The organism is Edaphobacter bradus (assembly GCF_025685645.1).
GTDB classification, from domain to species: domain Bacteria; phylum Acidobacteriota; class Terriglobia; order Terriglobales; family Acidobacteriaceae; genus Edaphobacter; species Edaphobacter bradus.
Genome location: NZ_JAGSYF010000001.1, coordinates 1,378,493 through 1,394,564, shown reverse-complemented (window position 1 = coordinate 1,394,564; position 16,072 = coordinate 1,378,493). Strand labels below are relative to the sequence as shown.

Genomic DNA, 16,072 nt, shown 5'->3' with positions numbered 1-16,072 from the left:
CTCTTTGTATAGACTAACGTTTCGGGATCGAGGGACAAAGGATGGATATCGTTTTTGCGGCGTCGGAGTGCGCTCCCTGGGCGAAGACAGGCGGGCTAGCGGATGTAGTCAGTGGTCTTCCGCGAGAGCTGGCCAAGTTGGGGCACAAAGTCAGAGTGTTTATTCCTTATTACCGTCAGGTCGCGAAGGCGGTTCCTGATCCGCCGGTTGTGCTGAAGAGCGTGACGATTCCGTTTTCGTACTACAACCGTTTTGCAAGGATTGTGGACGGCGGGAATGCGCACGGCGTCCAGATGTACTTTGTCGATAGCCCTGAGATGTTTGACCGCGAGAGCTTCTATGGCACACCGTCGGGCGACTATCCGGATAACGCAGAGCGGTTCGGTCTCTTCAGCCGCGCCGTGATCGAGGCGACGAAGGTGCTGGGGATTCCAGACGTCTTCCATGTGCACGACTGGCAGGCCGCGATGGTGTCGGTCTATCTCCGCTCGACATACTACTTCGACCCGGTCTTTCGTCACGTTCCTGCCGTGCTGACCATCCATAATGGCGGCTACCAGGGCACGTTTCCGCCGCGCACGATGGAGACATTGCTGCTGCCGTGGGACATGTTCACCATGGACAAGCTGGAGCACTACGACAAGGTGAACTTCCTGAAGGGAGGCGTCATCTACTCCGACGCAATCACGACGGTCAGTCGCAAGTATGCCGAGGAGCTCCAGACGCCGGAGTACGGCAACGGGCTGGAAGGGATATTTCGGCGGCGGAACGGCGACCTGTTCGGCATCCTGAACGGCGCGGACTATACCGAGTGGAACCCGGCGATCGATCCGTATATCGCCGCGCACTACACGGCTGACAAGCTTGCAGGTAAGAAGGAGTGCAGGCGCGATCTGCTGCACGCCTTCGGGTTCAATGGAGTCAGCGACGAGACGGCGGTGATTGGCGTGGTCTCGCGCTTCGCGACACAGAAGGGCTTCGACTTCATCGTCGAGATCATGGATCGCCTGGTCCAGCAGGACATGGTGCTGGCGATGCTCGGCAACGGGGAAGAGTATTACGAGCGCCAGTTGACTGAGATTGCCGCGCGACACCCCGCGAAGGTCAGGGTGCAGGTGAAGTTCGACAACGTAGTGGCGCACAAGATTGAGGCCGGGTCAGACATGTTCCTGATGCCGTCGCGCTACGAACCGGGCGGGCTGAACCAGATCTACAGCCTGAAGTATGGGACCGTGCCGATCGTGAGGGCGACGGGAGGGCTCGACGACACGATAGACGAGCAGCCTGACGGCAGCGGCAACGGCTTCAAGTTCCGGGGATATGACGCGTCGTTGTTGATGACGGCGATTGAGCGCGCGCTTGGCACCTTCCGCAACAAGAAGGAGTGGACTGCGATGATGAAGCGCGGAATGGCGCAGGACTTCTCCTGGTCGAAGTCTGTGCGGGAGTATGTGCGGGTGTACGAGCGGGTGATTCAGAACCGGAGCTAGTCGGTTTTCAATGGAGCTGGCCGCCTGTCGCAAAAGTATTGCACGCCGCGACCGTTCCCTCATCGAAGCCGCGCTTGAACCAGCCAGTGCGCTGTGCGGAGCTTCCGTGCGTGAACGTCTCGGGGCTGACGGTGCCGCGCTCCATCTTCTGCAAGTGGTCGTCGCCAACCGCTGCGGCAGCCCGGAGGCCAGCGTTGATGTCGCTTTGATCGACCAGCTTGCGCTGATCGGTGCTGTGCGCCCAGACTCCGGCGAGACAGTCGGCCTGGAGTTCGAGATCGACCGAAAGAGAATTGGTCTCCGATGGGCTCCGGCTGGAGAGCTGCCGAAGCTTCTGCTCGATTCCAAGGATGTTCTGCACGTGGTGGCCGAGTTCATGGGCGATGACGTAGGCCTGAGCGAAGTCGGCCGTGCTGCCGCCTATGCGCCTAAGCTCGTTCCAGAAGCTGAGATCGATGTAGACCTTCTCGTCGGCCGGGCAGTAGAAGGGGCCGGTCTGAGACTGTGCGACGCCGCAGCCGGACCGGGTGTAGTCGCGGAAGAGGACGAGCTTGGCGTGGCGATAGGGGTGTCCCGTCTGCTCAGGAAGAAGCTGTGTCCAGGTCTTCTGCACATCGTCCAGCGTCCACGAGACGAGTTGCGCCGAGCGGTCTTCGCCGGGAGAGATGGCGCGGCGGTCGGCAGAATGCGGCGCAACTGCGCCGCCGCCGGCCAAGTAAGCGCCAATGAAGTTGCGTCCGGTGATCAGGCTGATGACGAGCAGGACTACGATGCCGAGGATTCCCAGGCCTCCGCCGCCGAAGCCGCCACCTGAAGAGCGTCGCCTGTCTTCTACGTCGTTGCTGAGACCGCCAGGTGTCCAGTCCATGATTTACTCCATAAGCAAGAAATTCATCGGTTGATGGAACAAGGCGGCCCACTGGATCCGTATGATGCTCCAAGATTAGGCAAGCAGCAGTGGACCAGTCAAAGGCGGTCGCTATGTGCTTTAGTGTCCGCTGGAAACGATGCTGAAATCCCTCTCAGGAGAGAGAATCGCATGCCGAATGCGACTACGACGGTCGTTCGCCCTGTGGACCAAACCCTCGCCGCGGCGCTTCGCCTGGCAACGCTGTTTGCCGCGATCAAGCTGGTCTTGCATATTGTTGCGACGGCGTGGGAGCAGCATATTGGCTACAGCTACTTCCGTGATGAGTTCTACTACCTGATATGCGGCCGCCACTTTGCGTGGGGCTACGTCGATCAGGGGCCGATCGTTGCAATCCAGGCGAGGCTTGGCGAACTGATCTTCGGCAAGTCGCTCGTCGGCATTCGGATGTTCTCGGCGATGGCGGGCGCGGCGCGCGTGCTGCTGACGGGGTTGCTGGTCTGGGCTCTCGGTGGGCGCAGGCCGGCGCAGACGTTGGCAATGATCGGGGTTCTGGTTGCGCCGCAGTATCTGGGGATCGATAGCTATCTTTCGATGAACTCCTTCGAGTCGATCTTCTGGATGGGCTGTCTCTTTTCCCTGATCCAGGTCGTCCGCGGCCGTAGCGAGAGATGGTGGTTGCTGTTTGGCGTTGCCGGTGGAATCGGACTGCTGAATAAGCCATCGATGACGTTCTTTCTTGTGGCGCTGCTTGCAGGGTTGCTGCTGACTCGGCAACGGCGGGTACTCTTCAGCCGCTGGGCCGCTGCTGGCGTTGCGTTTCTGATTCTCATCGCGCTTCCGAACCTGCTATGGCAGATTCACTATCATTGGCCGACGCTCGAGTTTTTGCATAATGGCCAGATTGAGAACAAGAACATCAAACTAGCCCCACTGCCGTTTCTCTGGAAGCAGATTCTGAATATGCAGCCGGTTGCGGTGCTCATATGGGGCGCTGGGCTGGTATGGCTGTTTCGCAATCCTGCAGCCAAGGGTTGGCGATGGCTGGCGTGGACATATCTCTTGTTCCTTGCCGCGATGATGGCTCTGCATGCGAAGGACTACTACGTCTCTCCGATCTATCCCATCCTGTATGCCGCTGGCGGTATCGCATGGGAGATGCGTTTTGCTCAACGGGCAGCCGTCAGGCAGGACCGGGCCTTTGCGTTTCCTGTGATGGAGACGGTGCTGCTGGTCGTTGCGGTGGTGGTGCTACCGATGTCGATACCGACGATGCCGCCGGCGCAATGGATTGCCTATGCCAAGGCGATGCACCTTTACAACGCAAGCGACAACACCGAGAACGAGGCGAGCGGAGCGCTGCCGCAGTTCTATGCAGACCGGTTCGGCTGGCGGGAAGAGGTCGATGAAGTCACGCGCATCTATCATTCGCTCTCGCCCGAGGACCAGAAGAAAGTCGGAATCCTCTGCTCGAACTATGGTGAGGCGAGCGCGATCAATTTTCTCGGACATGGACTTCCTTTCGCAATCAGCGGGCACAACAATTACTGGTTGTGGGGGCCGCATGGGTATACGGGCGAGGTGATGATCGTCGTCAACGGCGCGTCGCCTGAGGAGATGCGCAAGTACTACGACTCAGTGACTGTCGCCGGGCGGATGGACAGCCCGCTCTCGATGCCCTATGAACGGCGCAATATCTACCTGGTGCGCGGGCGGCACAAGAACATCGTTGACGACTGGGATGACTTCAAGCACTACATCTAGCTGAGATTGCGCGGGAGTGTGCTACTCTCCGTGCATCCCTCATGCAGGAAACCAGAACAGAGCTCCCGCGCGTTCTCAACGCCTCGCACGCTACCTCCATCGTTGTCGGCATCATCATCGGAAGCGGCATCTTTCTTGTGCCGCGGGAGATGATGGCGGCTGTTGGCTCGTCCGGCATGGTCTACGCGGTGTGGATCACTGGCGGCCTGCTGTCGCTGTTTGGCGCGATGACGTACGCGGAGATTGCCGCGATGCGGCCGAAGTATGGCGGCGAGTATGCGTTTCTGCGGGAAGCGTATGGCGATTTGGTTGCCTTTCTGTACATGTGGACTTGGATCACCATTGCGAAGCCTGCGTCGATTGCGACGATCGCCGCTGGCCTGGCTCGCGTGCTGGGGACGTTTGCGATCTTCAGCTTTTTCTCGCGGCCTGCGATTGGGCCGCTCTTGTGGAGCCAGGTCTTTGCGATTGCGATGACGTGGCTGATTACGGGGTTGAACATTCTTGGCACTCGCAAGTCGGGCAATGTGCAGCTTGCGCTGACGTGGCTGAAGGTGCTGCTAATCATTGTGATCGCAGGCTTCTGTTTTGGAGCCGCGGGCAGCCATGGCTCGTGGCATAACTTCGCGACCAGCTTTGCCGGGGCCCGGGGAGGGTTCTCCGGCTTCATGATTGCGCTGATCGCGGCGCTATGGGCCTACGACGGCTGGAGCGATGTCACCCAGATGGCCGGCGAGGTGAAGCGTCCGCAGCGCAGCCTGCCAGTGGCGCTGGTGGGAGGAGTGGCCATCGTCGGCGGGCTGTATATGCTGACCAACGCGGCCATTCAATATGTCATGCCCGCGGCGGCGATCGCCACGGCGGACCGGCCGGCGGCCGATGCGCTGCGCTCGATCGCGGGCGCGTGGGGCTCGGGGCTGGTGTCGATCGGCATGGCGGTGAGCATCTGCGCCACGTTTGTCGGCTCATCGCTGTCGGGCGCACGCGTTCCGTTCGCCGCGGCGCACGATGGACTCTTTTTCAAGCGGCTGGCGCATGTGCATCCGAGGTTTGAGACGCCTTCGACGGCTCTGATCCTGCAGGCGGTGCTGAGTTCGCTGTTGCTGCTGGCGATCGGCAGGTTCCAGGCGCTGTTTTCGCTGGCGATCTTCTCGGAGTGGTTCTTCTATGCCCTGACGGCGAGCACGGTGTTCGTCTTCCGCAGGCGCGAGCCTGAGGCGAAGCGGCCTTACAGCGTCTGGGGCTATCCAGTGCTGCCCGGCTTGTTCATCGCTGCGGCGGTGGTGCTTCTGGTCTTCTCGTTTGCCGACCAGCCACGGAACTCGCTGATCGGGACTGGTGTGATCCTGCTGGGGATTCCGCTGCATAAGGCGTTCCAGCGGAGCAGGGTTGCTCAGGGAGTCAGCAAGTCAGCGAGGTAGTGAGTCAGCAAGTTAGCGAGTCAGCGGGTCAACAAGTTAGCGAGTCAGCAAGTTAGCGAGTCGGCAGGGGCGTCTTGGTAACCCCCTTCCCCCCATGGTCTTGCGTAAAATATTCATTCTATTTGGTTTAGGTTTGGACTTAGGATGTAAAGTATTCTATCTAAAGGGCTTAATTTTTAAAGTATTAAAGACAAATGAGTTGTGGAGTTAAATGTGGAAGCCCCGGGGATGCCGGGGCTCTGGCCTATTTCTATTATAGCGAGTTAGGAAAACTATTCTGCCATCGGGAAGTTGTTGATTTGGATGTGGTTGAGCGGTTTGGGGGCTTGACAGGATTTTCTGTGGAAATTCTGGCTGAATCTGGTGCTAGTGTTATGGCCGAAGCTCAATGATTCAACGACTTAGTGGGTGAAGATGAAAAATCGAACGCGCTCTGAAGAGACGAATTACTTCCGTGAAATGATCTGTCTGGTTTTGTGGGGTTCGCTTCTGGTCAACGTTGCGTATGGGCAAAGCGCGGGCGAGCAGACGGATGAAGCCTCCAATGCAAAGACTCTTCAGGTTCTGAATTATCTAAGACAAGGTGTCTATGGCCCCACGACTCCGGAGCAGGTTGCTGGAGCGGAGAGGGGACAACTGGTGTCCATTCTGGAAGAGAGATTTGTGCACACCCAGGATGCCGACATAAAAGCGAGAGTCGCCAAGGCATTGGTCGATCTTGGGGACAAAAACGAAGCCTATTGGGACTTTTTGGTGCAGCAGGCGAAGCTGGCGATTGAGAGCGATGCTCCGTCTCCACAGTGCCAGTCTCCAGTGAACTGTATATCGGGGCATCCAGCGGAGTATGTTGCGTGGGCCCGAGCCCATAACGTTGCTGAAGGCTCACAAGCAGAGATGGCATTGTATTGGCGTGAGGGCAAAGTTTACTTGGTATCTGGCGATCCAAGAGGGATTCCATTGCTTCGTGAAGCCCTCAAGTCACCTAACCGCGACGTCGTCTGGGCAGGGGCGAATGGACTGACGCGTGCCGATGACAAGGATTCGATTCCGTTGATCGTCGAGGCATGCAAGCGGTTCCATGATGCAGATGAGGTGCGGCTCATCGCGCATACTCTAAGGCAATTCCAGACAGATCCCGAGGCACGAGCTGCGGCACGAGCTGCTGAGGAACAGTGTCTGCCCCCTCCCGATCCGATTGAGGCCTTGAAACGGAACAACGAGGACCCGCTGTTTTACGTCCAAAAAGCCGCAGCGACACATCCGGCAGAGACTATTTCCATCCTGAAGGAAAACTTTGTGAATACCGAGGATGAACGTCATAAGGCGCAGATTGCGAGTGCTTTGATCGGCCTGGGAGACAAGGAGGATATCTACTGGGATTTTCTGTTGCGGATGGCGACAGCGTTGCTGGAAAGCGAAGCCTCGTCTGCTGTGAAGAACGATGCGCAGGGAAAGCCGATCGAGGGGCCTTCGCCGGAGGACGCGTGGGACAAGGAGAATGCGATCTTCAACAAGATGCTGACGTTCATTGAGATCGTGGCTGAAACCCGGGATCCCAGGGGAGTGCGGCTGCTTCGAAGAGCTCTTTCATCCCCTGATTATGAAATTCAGACTTTTGCAGCAGCTGGATTGGTCCGGGCGCGGGACAATGATTCGATTCCGCTGATCATTGATGCATGCAAGAATGCGTCGCCGTATGTGGCGTCTTCCATTGCGCAGGCGTTGGTGTATTTTGATGATCCTCGGGCGCAGAGCGCTGTGGATCGGTACCTTTCCAAGGAGGACGCTAAAGCTGCTCGCGAGGAGAAGGCGAATGGGATTGGTCCTCTGGGACCGTGGCCTCCTTAGCAGCAGATCCCCAATGGGGAGCAAAACCACTATGCGGCCGGAATGTTGGGTTCATTCCCATCCATAGCGGTAAAACTGCGATGGATGGGGCACTCGAACATTTGTGGCTGGGAAGAGAAAAGCAGATTCCTCGGCTTCGCTCGGAATGACAACAAGAAAAGCAACCGCAGATCCTTCGACTCCGCTGCGCTTCGCTCAGGATGACACGTTGTTGAGAGGGCTTCGCTCAGGATGACACTGTTTGGGGACGTGTGGCTTCAATGCAGGCCGAGGTGGGCTTGCATGCCTTCGAGGGTCTGGCCTTTGGTCTCGGGGTACAGGAAGAGGACAGTGAAGAACTGCACCACCATCATCAGGGCGAAGAAGGCGAAGGGTAGCGCCTTGGAGTAGACGGCCACGTAGGGGAAGACGTTGGCGATGATGCCGTTGGTGATCCAGTGGGAGGAGGAGCCGAGACTCTGGCCCTTGGAGCGGACGTTGGTGGGGAAGACTTCGCTCAGGTAGACCCAGATGACGGCTCCCTGTGAGATGGCGAAGGAGACGATGAAGCCGACGAGCAGGGCGAGGAGTATGTGGAGATGCTGCCCGGTGTGGAAGACCCAGGCGACTCCGGAGAGGGAGAGGCAGCAGCCAACGGCTCCGATGAGGAGGAGGGGTTTGCGGCCGATCTTGTCGATGATAGAGATACCTACGAGCGTAGTGAGCAGGTTGGCGAGGCCGACGACGACAGCCTGCATGGCACTGGAGACAGAGCTGAATCCAGCGTAGGAGAAGATGTCATTGAGGTAGTAGAGAATCGCGTTGATTCCCGAAAGCTGGTTGAAGAGGCCGATGGAGACGGCGAGGAAGATTAGCTTGCCGTAGCGGTGCTGGAAAAGGGTGTGCTGAGTGAGGCCGCCTTCGGCCTTGAGGGATTCCACGATGGAGTCAACTTCGGCGCGGGAGTCGGGTGAGCCGAGCTCGGCGAGGATGCGGTAGGCCTCGTCGAGGCGGTTCTGGCTGACGAGCCAGCGAGAGCTGTGGGGCACGGTGAAGAGCAGGGCGAGGAAAAGGGTGGCGGGAAGGACTCCGACGCCGAGCTGGAGGCGCCACTCGATGGCTCCGAAGTGGAAGCTGGCGATGATGGCGTTGGACAGATAGGCGAGAAGGATACCGATGACGATGTTGATCTGGAAGAGGCCGACGAGGCGGCCGCGCCACTTGGCGGGAGAGAGCTCGGCGATGTAGACGGGGCCGAGGACGGAGGAGCCACCTATTCCGAGTCCTCCGATGAAGCGGAAGATGAGGAAGCTGGTCCATGGGCCGGCGAGGGCGCAGCCCAGGGCAGAGACCACGTAGAGCACGGCCATGACGCGAAGGGCGGCGCGGCTGCCGATGCGCTGGCCGAGCGGGCCGGAGAAGATGGCTCCGAGGACGGTTCCGTAGAGCGCGATAGCGACGGTGAAGCCCTTTTGGCCTTCGGTGAGGGCGTAGTGGAACTGGAGGGAGTGGGTGGTGCCGGCGATAACGGCAGTGTCGAAGCCGAAGAGGAGACCACCGAGCGCTCCGGTAAGGGCACTCTTGGCGAGGAGGAGGAGGGTTCTTTTTTGGGCGTCCATGATGGGCGCTTCATTTTCTCATGGGGCTAGGGTTAGGTTGAATCGAACAAGCAACGCAAAGGTCGCAAAGCTCCACAAAAGCGCGGACTCAGACAGGCTTAGCCGCAAAGACCGCGAAGGCTGCGGCAATCCGTTGCGCTCCCTGTGTCTTCGGTTGTACCGACATATCCGAGATGTCGGAGACGTGAGATATAGGCAGAAAGGGAGAAAGTATGGGCAGGTCGAAGAAACATCAGATCCATTCGACTACGCCTATGGCGATGAAACTGCCATAGGCTCCGCTCAGGATGACATTTCAACGAGAGCCAAACACTTACCTACTACCTATATGTCGAAACTACCTAGTTCGTCATGCGCTCTAAGTGGCGGTAGCCGCCGGTTCCGATGAAGAGGTGGAGGAAGATAGTGAGGTTGTAGCCGGCGTGGACCAGCGTGGAGCAGGCGACTGATTGGGTGCGCAGGCGGACCAGAGTGAGGATCAGCGAGACGCAGAAGAGCAGGATAAGAACGGGCCAGGCGAAGCCGACCTGCTGTCCGTGGAGCGCCGTGAAGAGGATGCTGGTGACGACGGTGGAGAAGACGATGGCCGGCGCGGTGAGGCTGGTGGTGATTCGCCAGCGCTCGTGAGCGGCGGGGGAGCGGGGGAGCGAGAGCCAGTCGTAGGCGATGGCGAAGGCGGGGAGGAAGAAGCCGCGGAAGCAGACCTCCTCAAACATGGGCGCGAGGAATATCCCGAAGGCGGTCACGAGCCAGACGTCGGAGGCGCTGCGGAAGAAGTCGTCCATGGGGATCGACTTGGGAACGGGAAGAAGCGAAGAGATGGCCTGCACGGTGACGCTGAGGACGATGCCGAGAGGAACGAGCTTGAGGACGTTGCGGAGGGCGGCAGGGAGGTCCCAGCGGAGGCCGTCGGCGAAGGAGCGGTGCCAGAGCAGGGGAAAGACGGCCCAAGAGAAGAGCAGCGTGGCGATGTAGGTAAAGGCCTCGGAGCCGACGATAAGCTTGGGATTGATCAGGGCAGTGATGCTCTTGTGGGGATCGCGGGCGGCGGGGTGGGAGAAGGCGAGGATGGCGGCCTCGGTGAAGAAGAGCACGACAGCGGCGAAGAGGACGAAGAGCAGGGCGTGGCCGATATGGGGGACGCGGGCCGGAACTCCGGGGCCGGGAGCGACGGAGGGCGGCGGGGCTTCGATGACGATGGCCTTGCCGCCGGTGGGGTTGAGGGCCTGCGGAGAGTCGACGGGCGGAGCCTGCGGCTGGGAGGCGTCGGCGGTGCGTGTTGGGAAGCGGTCGATCATGCCTTCTTTTTCTTCGCGGCTTTAGCAGTGGTCTTCGCCGGGGGCTTGGCTGCGGATCGTTTGGCGCGAGGCGGCTTGGCTTCGGCGGCTTCGGTCAGTTTAGACGGACGCGGGGTGGGGACGCCCGTTTTCTTTTCAGGAGGGCTGAAGGGAGTTTTAGCTTTCTTGGGCGCGTCGGGGGCGGCAGCGAAGCTGGCGGGCTGTGGGCCGGCGTGGGAGTTTCCAGCCCCGTTGCGGCCGGCGAGCTGCGCCGGGGTGTAGTGGCGGGCCAGGAACTCTGCGGTGTAAGAGCCGGGTACGGTGGCGACCTGCTCGGGGGTGCCGTGGGCGATGACACGGCCGCCGCCTTCGCCGCCCTCGGGGCCGAGGTCGAGGATGTAGTCGGCGTTGCGGATGATGTCGAGGTTGTGCTCGATGATGATGACGGTGTTGCCGAGGTCGGTGAGGCGGTGGAGAACCTCGAGGAGCTTGCGGACGTCGTCGAAGTGGAGGCCTGTGGTGGGCTCGTCGAGGAGGTAGAGGGTGCGACCGGTCTGGCGCTTGGAGAGCTCGCGGGCGAGCTTCATGCGCTGGGCCTCGCCGCCGGAGAGGGTGGTGGCGGACTGGCCGAGGTGGATGTAGCCGAGGCCTACGTCGACGAGGGTCTGGAGCTTCTGGTTGACGGCGGGGATGTCCTTGAGGACGGGCAGCGCGTCTTCGATGGGGAGGTCGAGGATGTCGGCGATGGAGTAGCCGTTGAATTTGACGGAGAGGGTCTCCTGATTGTAACGGCGACCGTTACAGACGTCGCAGAGAACGTAGACGTCGGGGAGGAAGTTCATCTCGATGCGGCGTTGGCCTTCGCCCTGGCAGGCCTCGCAGCGTCCGCCCTGAACGTTGAAGGAGAAGCGGCCGGGTTTGTAGCCGCGCTCGCGGGACTCGGGGAGCATGGCGAAGATGTCGCGGATGGCGGAGAAGACTCCTGTGTATGTGGCGGGGTTGGAGCGCGGGGTACGGCCGATGGGGGACTGGTCGATCTCGATGACCTTGTCGATCTGGTCGATGCCGACGATGCGGCCGTGCTGGCCGGGCTCTTCGCGTGAGCCGTAGAGCTCTTTGGCGAGGGCACGGTAGAGGATGTCGTTGACGAGAGTGGATTTTCCGCTGCCGCTTACGCCTGTGATGACGGTCATGACGCCTAGGGGGAAGTGGGCGGTGACGTTCTGGAGGTTGTGGGCGTGGGCATTCTCGACGGTGACCCAACGGCCCGTGAGTGGGCGCGGGGCTTGATCGGGGGTGGGGCGGGCGACGATGTCGATCTTGCCGGCGAGGTACTGTCCGGTGATGGAGGCTTCGTTGTCCATGATCTGCTGCGGAGTTCCGTCGGCGATGAGGAGGCCGCCGTTCTTACCGGCACCGGGGCCGAGGTCGAGGACGTAATCGGCTTTACGGATGGTGTCTTCGTCGTGCTCGACGACGAGGACTGTGTTGCCGAGGTCGCGGAGGTTTTCGAGGGCCTGGATGAGACGCTGGTTGTCGCGCTGGTGGAGGCCGATGGAGGGCTCGTCGAGGACGTAGAGGACTCCGCGGAGGCGCGAGCCGATCTGTGTGGCGAGGCGGATACGCTGGCCTTCGCCGCCGGAGAGCGTGGCGGCTGAGCGATCGAGCGAGAGATAGCCGAGGCCTACGGCGTTGAGGAACTCGAGGCGCTCGATGACCTCGCGCTGAAGACGGTCGGCGATGATGCGGTCGCGGCCGGTGAAGTTCATGTTGCGGGCGCCGGTGAGGGCGCGCTCGAGTGAGAGGCCGGTGAAGTCGGCGATGGATGCGCCGTTGACGGTGACAGCGAGGGACTCGGGGCGGAGGCGTTTGCCGTGGCAGCGGGGGCAGGTGGTCGCGGACATGTACTGCATCATGTACTCGCGGTAGCCCTCGGAGCGGGAGTCTTCGAGGTTGGAACGGAGATAGCTGAATATGCCGTGGAAGCCGGTGCGGGAGGCTTCGCCTTTGGGTGGGCCGTAGAGGAAGAGGTTCTGGTGATCGGTGGTGAGCTGGTCGAAGGGCTTGCGGATGTCGATCTTGTACTTGTCGGCGGCGAGCTTGATGAGGCGGAGGAGGTACTGCGAGGCGGAGCCGGGGCCCATGGCTCCGTCGAGGAGGGGCTTGGACCAGTCGGCGATGGTCTTGGCGGGGTCGAAGTCGTAGATGCTGCCGAGGCCGTGGCACTCGGGGCAGGCTCCGTAGGCGGAGTTGAAGGAGAAGCTGCGGGGCTCGAGCTTGGGGACGTTGATTCCGCAGTCGGGGCAGGCCATCGAGGAGGAGTACAGAGTCTCGTCCTGCTTGCGGGTGTCAGGGTTCTGGATGCCGATGAGGACGAGGCCGTTGGCCATCTGGAGGGCCTTGGCTACGGAGGCTTCGAGTCGGCGGGTGTCGTATTTCAGTTGTTGGTTGTCAGTTGTTGGTTGTTGGTTGGGGTCTGGTTGGAGGGGTTTGAGGATGATGCGGTCGACGATGGCCTCGATGGTGTGGTTCTTGCGCTTTTCGAGGCGCATGCCCTCGGTGATCTCGGTCATCTCGCCGTCGATGCGGGCACGGAAGCCCTGCTGGTCGAGGGATGCGAGCTCTTCGCGGAACTCGCCTTTGCGGCCTCGGACGATGGGGGCGTAGATGGTGATGCGTTCGCCGGGGGCGAGGGCTACGATGCGCTCAACGATCTGGTCGGCGCTCTGGCGTGAGATGGGTCGGCCGCAATTGGGGCAGTGGGGCTGGCCGACGGAGGCGTAGAGGAGGCGGAGGTAGTCGTAGATCTCGGTGATGGTGCCGACGGTGGAGCGCGGGGAGCGCGAGGTGGTCTTCTGCTCAATGGAGATGGCGGGGGAGAGGCCGTCGATGGAGTCGACGTCGGGGCGCTCCATCTGGTCTAAGAATTGGCGCGCGTATGCCGATAAGGTTTCTACGTAACGACGCTGGCCCTCGGCGTAGATGGTGTCGAAGGCGAGGGAGGATTTGCCCGACCCCGAGAGGCCGGTGACTACGGTGAGGGTGTTGCGCGGGATGGTGACCGAAACGTTGCGCAGGTTGTGCTGGCGCGCTCCGCGGACGGTGATCTGGGTGATGCCTCGGGGTGATTCCTGCGCGGTGTCCATGGGCGGATTTTGGTGCTGGGTGGCCAAGTCTCTAGGATAAGGCATTTGGAGGGACGAAGGAGGCTCGGGTCGCGAGACTGGCCGTGGCTGGCTCCGGTTGCGGAGATGTATCTGAAGTTGTACTAGCAGACGCTTCGCGGGCCATTGTAATTCACGGTCGATCTGTAAGAATGGTGCAGACCGCGACCCTTCCTGATGAGGAAAGCAGGGGATGATGGTTGGTTTTCAAGATGTTGAAAGAGGGAGTCTTCTGTGATTTCGATAGTGCTGATCTCTGCTGTGCTGGCGTCTTTGGCATTCGGTGTTCTGGTCGCTTATTGGATATGCGCATCGATGTTCAGGATCTTCCGGATCCACGCGCAGCAGGTGGCTGCGACGAAGACGGCGCGGACGCTGGTGGCATCTTCGCAGACGGTGGAGAGCTAGAGCCCTAGGGAATAGGGACCGGGAATAACGTCTGATCGGCGCTCGGCTTGGGTGGGCTGGCCAGATTTCTTGAAAAGAACGGAATCGAGATTGGGCTTGTGCAAACGGCAGGTGTCTTCGGCCTTGCCCATCGCAGGCTCTTCGGTAGCTCTGGAAGAAAGCAGATTCCTCCCCATTCGGCTTCGCTCAGGGCAGGCTGCTGCGGAATGACGACAAAAAAGACATCGGCAACGGCATAGGCAGAATCCGCAGCTTACTGCGGATTTGTCTGTTGTTGCTGCTGCTGCTGGCGGAGGCGCTGGAGGTCCTCGTAGATCTGCTGCGGCGTCTTGACGCCATTGGGCGATTGCTGCTGAGTGGAATCAGCGGGTGAGCTGGAGGAGGGAGTGTCTCCGGTGCGGATGTTTGCTGGCGGGATGGACGGAGGAGTGGGGTTTGGCTGCGCTGGTGAGGATCCGGCCTCGCTGGACGGTTGCGGATACCCAACCGGCCCGCGCGGCGGCAGGTCGCCCGCGTCGTCGTCGTCCGCGCGCACGGCGTTGGGGTTGGGGGGCGTGGGGCCTCCAGTGCGTGGAGTGAGGATGAGCTCGGTCGGCGTGGACCCATTGCCCTGAACGAGAAGCATGTTGCTGCTGGTGCCGTCGAGCAGCGCAGCGAGGACCTGGCCGGCAGGGCCGCTGTAGTCGCCGAAGACGCGCTCGTCCATGACGCCGCCGGTGATCTTGATCTGTTCGGCGCGGGCGATGTCGCGGAGGATCTGGTTGAGGCTGGAGTTGTAGGCTGAGACCGTGATCTGTCCTGCGGCAACGGTGACTTCAGCACGGCGCGCGGGGCTCTGAGCCGGAGTGAGCGGAGCAGCCGGCGCTGTGGTCACTGGCGGAGTCGCGGTCTGAGGGGCTGGCGGCAGCGTCGAAGTCTTTGCCGGTGGTTGCTGGCGGGTGGGGCGCGATTGGGCACAGAGGAGTGCCGAGGCTGAGAGGCCGATGGCAGCGAGGAACCGGATTGATGTTTGGGCCCGCATAGTCTCTGTGTGAGTAAGTATAGGACGATTGACGGTTCCGGAGGTCACTGTGGTGTGCCTCTGATTCGTCAACAGCTTATCGCGTCCATTACGTCCGCGAGAGAAGAGAGCTCGTTGTACTAGACTTGTTGTGGCTTGCGAGGAGGAGTGGAAGATGCAGGCGATTGGGCACAGTATGGGCCGGGGTGCGACGGCGGCCGCGATGGCGTTGATGCTTCTGGTGGGTGGAGGCGCGGCGCTGGGAGAGAGTTGCACCACGCAGTCGGCGATGACTGCGACAGTTCGCGACGCACTGGCGGCAGCCGGACGAGGGCTGGCGGAGAAGGTTCAGGCGGGGGACGCGTCTGCTGTTCGCGCGATGACGGTACCCGAGTACGCGAAGGACTTCAGGGCGATTGAGAATGCAGTGGCAGCAACATCGGCGAAGGTGAAGGACGCGAGGCTGGTGGTGGAGCAGGTGTATCTGCTGGAAGCGAGCGATCTGAAGCTGGGAGCGGATGGGTCGGCGCCTGAGGCGCAGTTTTTGTGCTCGCTGAACCAGACGATCGCGGAGGCGGAATTCACGATTCCCACGCTGCCTCCGGGGAGGTATGGATTTGCGATTGTGGAGGCGCACGGCGCGACTCCGTGGCGGCTCTCGTTCCTGATGCGGCAGGAGGAGGGACCGTGGCTGATGACGGGCTTTTATCCGAAGCCGATGACAGCAGCAGGCCACGATGGACTGTGGTACTGGACGCAGGCGCGCGTGATGGCGAAGGACAAGGAGCGGTGGAATGCGTGGCTGTATTATCTGCAGGCTGAGAGTCTGCTGAATCCGGCGAACTTTATCCAGAGTTCGCATCTTGAGAAGCTGAAGTTGGAGGAGTCAGCGGCGACCCCTCCGGCCGCGTCGGAGGGGGTGAGTGCGACGGCTCCGCTCGTGGTGCGCGGGACGGATGGAGCGGAGTACCACTTTACCGGGATCGGAACAGATGATTCGCTTGCGAAGGACAAGCTGGATGTGGCAGCCAGGTTGAAGGTGGACGCGATCGGCGACCCAGCGGCTGCGCGCAAGCGGAATGAGAGCGCGATGGCCGCGCTGCTGGCGGCGTATCCGGAGATGCGCAAGGGATTTCATGGAGTGTGGATCTTTGCCGAGGCGCCGGGACAGAACCCGCTTGCAACCGAGCATGCGATGAACGAGATTCCATGAGCAGCGGCGATCCAGGCGTAG

Annotated in this window: 11 protein-coding genes; 6 read left to right on the top strand and 5 right to left on the bottom strand. The window is 60.9% G+C overall.

The window, feature by feature from the left end:
- Nucleotides 1-41 precede the first annotated feature (41 nt).
- Entirely contained in the window at nucleotides 42-1,490 is a 1,449-nt protein-coding gene (gene glgA, locus OHL16_RS05925) for a glycogen synthase GlgA (RefSeq protein ID WP_263366142.1), read from the top strand.
- Between the two features lie 7 nt (nucleotides 1,491-1,497).
- On the opposite strand, the gene ypfJ is transcribed toward glgA, so the two are convergent.
- Nucleotides 1,498-2,358, bottom strand: coding sequence for a KPN_02809 family neutral zinc metallopeptidase (gene ypfJ, locus OHL16_RS05920; protein WP_263366141.1), 861 nt, complete (start codon nucleotides 2,356-2,358; stop codon nucleotides 1,498-1,500).
- A gap of 171 nt (nucleotides 2,359-2,529) precedes the next feature.
- Here ypfJ and OHL16_RS05915 point away from each other — a divergent pair, with 171 nt between their 5' ends.
- From OHL16_RS05915 to OHL16_RS05905, 3 genes are all read left to right on the top strand, one after another.
- A complete protein-coding gene (locus tag OHL16_RS05915) occupies nucleotides 2,530-4,122 on the top strand; it encodes an ArnT family glycosyltransferase (protein ID WP_263366140.1) in 1,593 nt (530 codons plus the stop codon).
- A gap of 41 nt (nucleotides 4,123-4,163) precedes the next feature.
- Nucleotides 4,164-5,543: an APC family permease gene (locus OHL16_RS05910; protein ID WP_263366139.1), complete on the top strand. Its 1,380-nt coding sequence runs from the start codon at nucleotides 4,164-4,166 to the stop codon at nucleotides 5,541-5,543.
- A 639-nt stretch (nucleotides 5,544-6,182) separates the two neighbouring features.
- Nucleotides 6,183-7,391 carry a HEAT repeat domain-containing protein gene (locus OHL16_RS05905; protein ID WP_263366138.1) on the top strand — a complete coding sequence of 403 codons (1,209 nt, stop codon included), beginning with the start codon at nucleotides 6,183-6,185 and terminating at the stop codon, nucleotides 7,389-7,391.
- A gap of 257 nt (nucleotides 7,392-7,648) precedes the next feature.
- On the opposite strand, the gene OHL16_RS05900 is transcribed toward OHL16_RS05905, so the two are convergent.
- The 3 genes from OHL16_RS05900 to uvrA all read right to left on the bottom strand — a co-directional run bounded on the left by OHL16_RS05900 (nucleotide 7,649) and on the right by uvrA (nucleotide 13,412).
- Nucleotides 7,649-8,989, bottom strand: a complete 1,341-nt coding sequence (locus OHL16_RS05900) for a sugar porter family MFS transporter (RefSeq protein WP_263366137.1) — start codon at nucleotides 8,987-8,989, stop codon at nucleotides 7,649-7,651.
- A 341-nt stretch (nucleotides 8,990-9,330) separates the two neighbouring features.
- Nucleotides 9,331-10,287 carry a CPBP family intramembrane glutamic endopeptidase gene (locus tag OHL16_RS05895; RefSeq protein WP_263366136.1) on the bottom strand — a complete coding sequence of 319 codons (957 nt, stop codon included), beginning with the start codon at nucleotides 10,285-10,287 and terminating at the stop codon, nucleotides 9,331-9,333.
- Nucleotides 10,284-13,412: an excinuclease ABC subunit UvrA gene (gene uvrA, locus OHL16_RS05890; protein ID WP_263366244.1), complete on the bottom strand. Its 3,129-nt coding sequence runs from the start codon at nucleotides 13,410-13,412 to the stop codon at nucleotides 10,284-10,286. The genes OHL16_RS05895 and uvrA overlap by 4 nt, the downstream gene beginning before the upstream one ends.
- Nucleotides 13,413-13,664: 252 nt before the next feature.
- On the opposite strand from uvrA, the gene OHL16_RS05885 reads away from it, so the two are divergent.
- A complete protein-coding gene (locus OHL16_RS05885; RefSeq protein WP_263366135.1) occupies nucleotides 13,665-13,838 on the top strand; it encodes a hypothetical protein in 174 nt (57 codons plus the stop codon).
- 253 nt (nucleotides 13,839-14,091) lie between these two features.
- Here OHL16_RS05885 and OHL16_RS05880 read toward each other — a convergent pair whose 3' ends face one another.
- Complete coding sequence (locus OHL16_RS05880; protein ID WP_263366134.1) at nucleotides 14,092-14,859, bottom strand: hypothetical protein; 768 nt, start codon at nucleotides 14,857-14,859, stop codon at nucleotides 14,092-14,094.
- Nucleotides 14,860-15,013: 154 nt separating this feature from the next.
- On the opposite strand from OHL16_RS05880, the gene OHL16_RS05875 reads away from it, so the two are divergent.
- Nucleotides 15,014-16,051 (top strand): hypothetical protein, encoded by a 1,038-nt coding sequence (locus OHL16_RS05875; protein WP_263366133.1) that lies wholly within the window; start codon nucleotides 15,014-15,016, stop codon nucleotides 16,049-16,051.
- Nucleotides 16,052-16,072: the final 21 nt, after the last annotated feature.

Excerpts from the sequence above, each read along its gene's own strand:
- OHL16_RS05875 (WP_263366133.1), top strand. The coding sequence starts at position 15,014 with ATGCAGGCGATTGGGCACAGTATGGGCCGGGGTGCGACGGCGGCCGCG.
- ypfJ (WP_263366141.1), bottom strand. The coding sequence starts at position 2,358 with ATGGACTGGACACCTGGCGGTCTCAGCAACGACGTAGAAGACAGGCGA.
- glgA (WP_263366142.1), top strand. The coding sequence starts at position 42 with ATGGATATCGTTTTTGCGGCGTCGGAGTGCGCTCCCTGGGCGAAGACA.
- OHL16_RS05895 (WP_263366136.1), bottom strand. The coding sequence starts at position 10,287 with ATGATCGACCGCTTCCCAACACGCACCGCCGACGCCTCCCAGCCGCAG.
- OHL16_RS05880 (WP_263366134.1), bottom strand. The coding sequence starts at position 14,859 with ATGCGGGCCCAAACATCAATCCGGTTCCTCGCTGCCATCGGCCTCTCA.
- OHL16_RS05915 (WP_263366140.1), top strand. The coding sequence starts at position 2,530 with ATGCCGAATGCGACTACGACGGTCGTTCGCCCTGTGGACCAAACCCTC.
- uvrA (WP_263366244.1), bottom strand. The coding sequence starts at position 13,412 with ATGGACACCGCGCAGGAATCACCCCGAGGCATCACCCAGATCACCGTC.
- OHL16_RS05900 (WP_263366137.1), bottom strand. The coding sequence starts at position 8,989 with ATGGACGCCCAAAAAAGAACCCTCCTCCTCCTCGCCAAGAGTGCCCTT.
- OHL16_RS05910 (WP_263366139.1), top strand. The coding sequence starts at position 4,164 with ATGCAGGAAACCAGAACAGAGCTCCCGCGCGTTCTCAACGCCTCGCAC.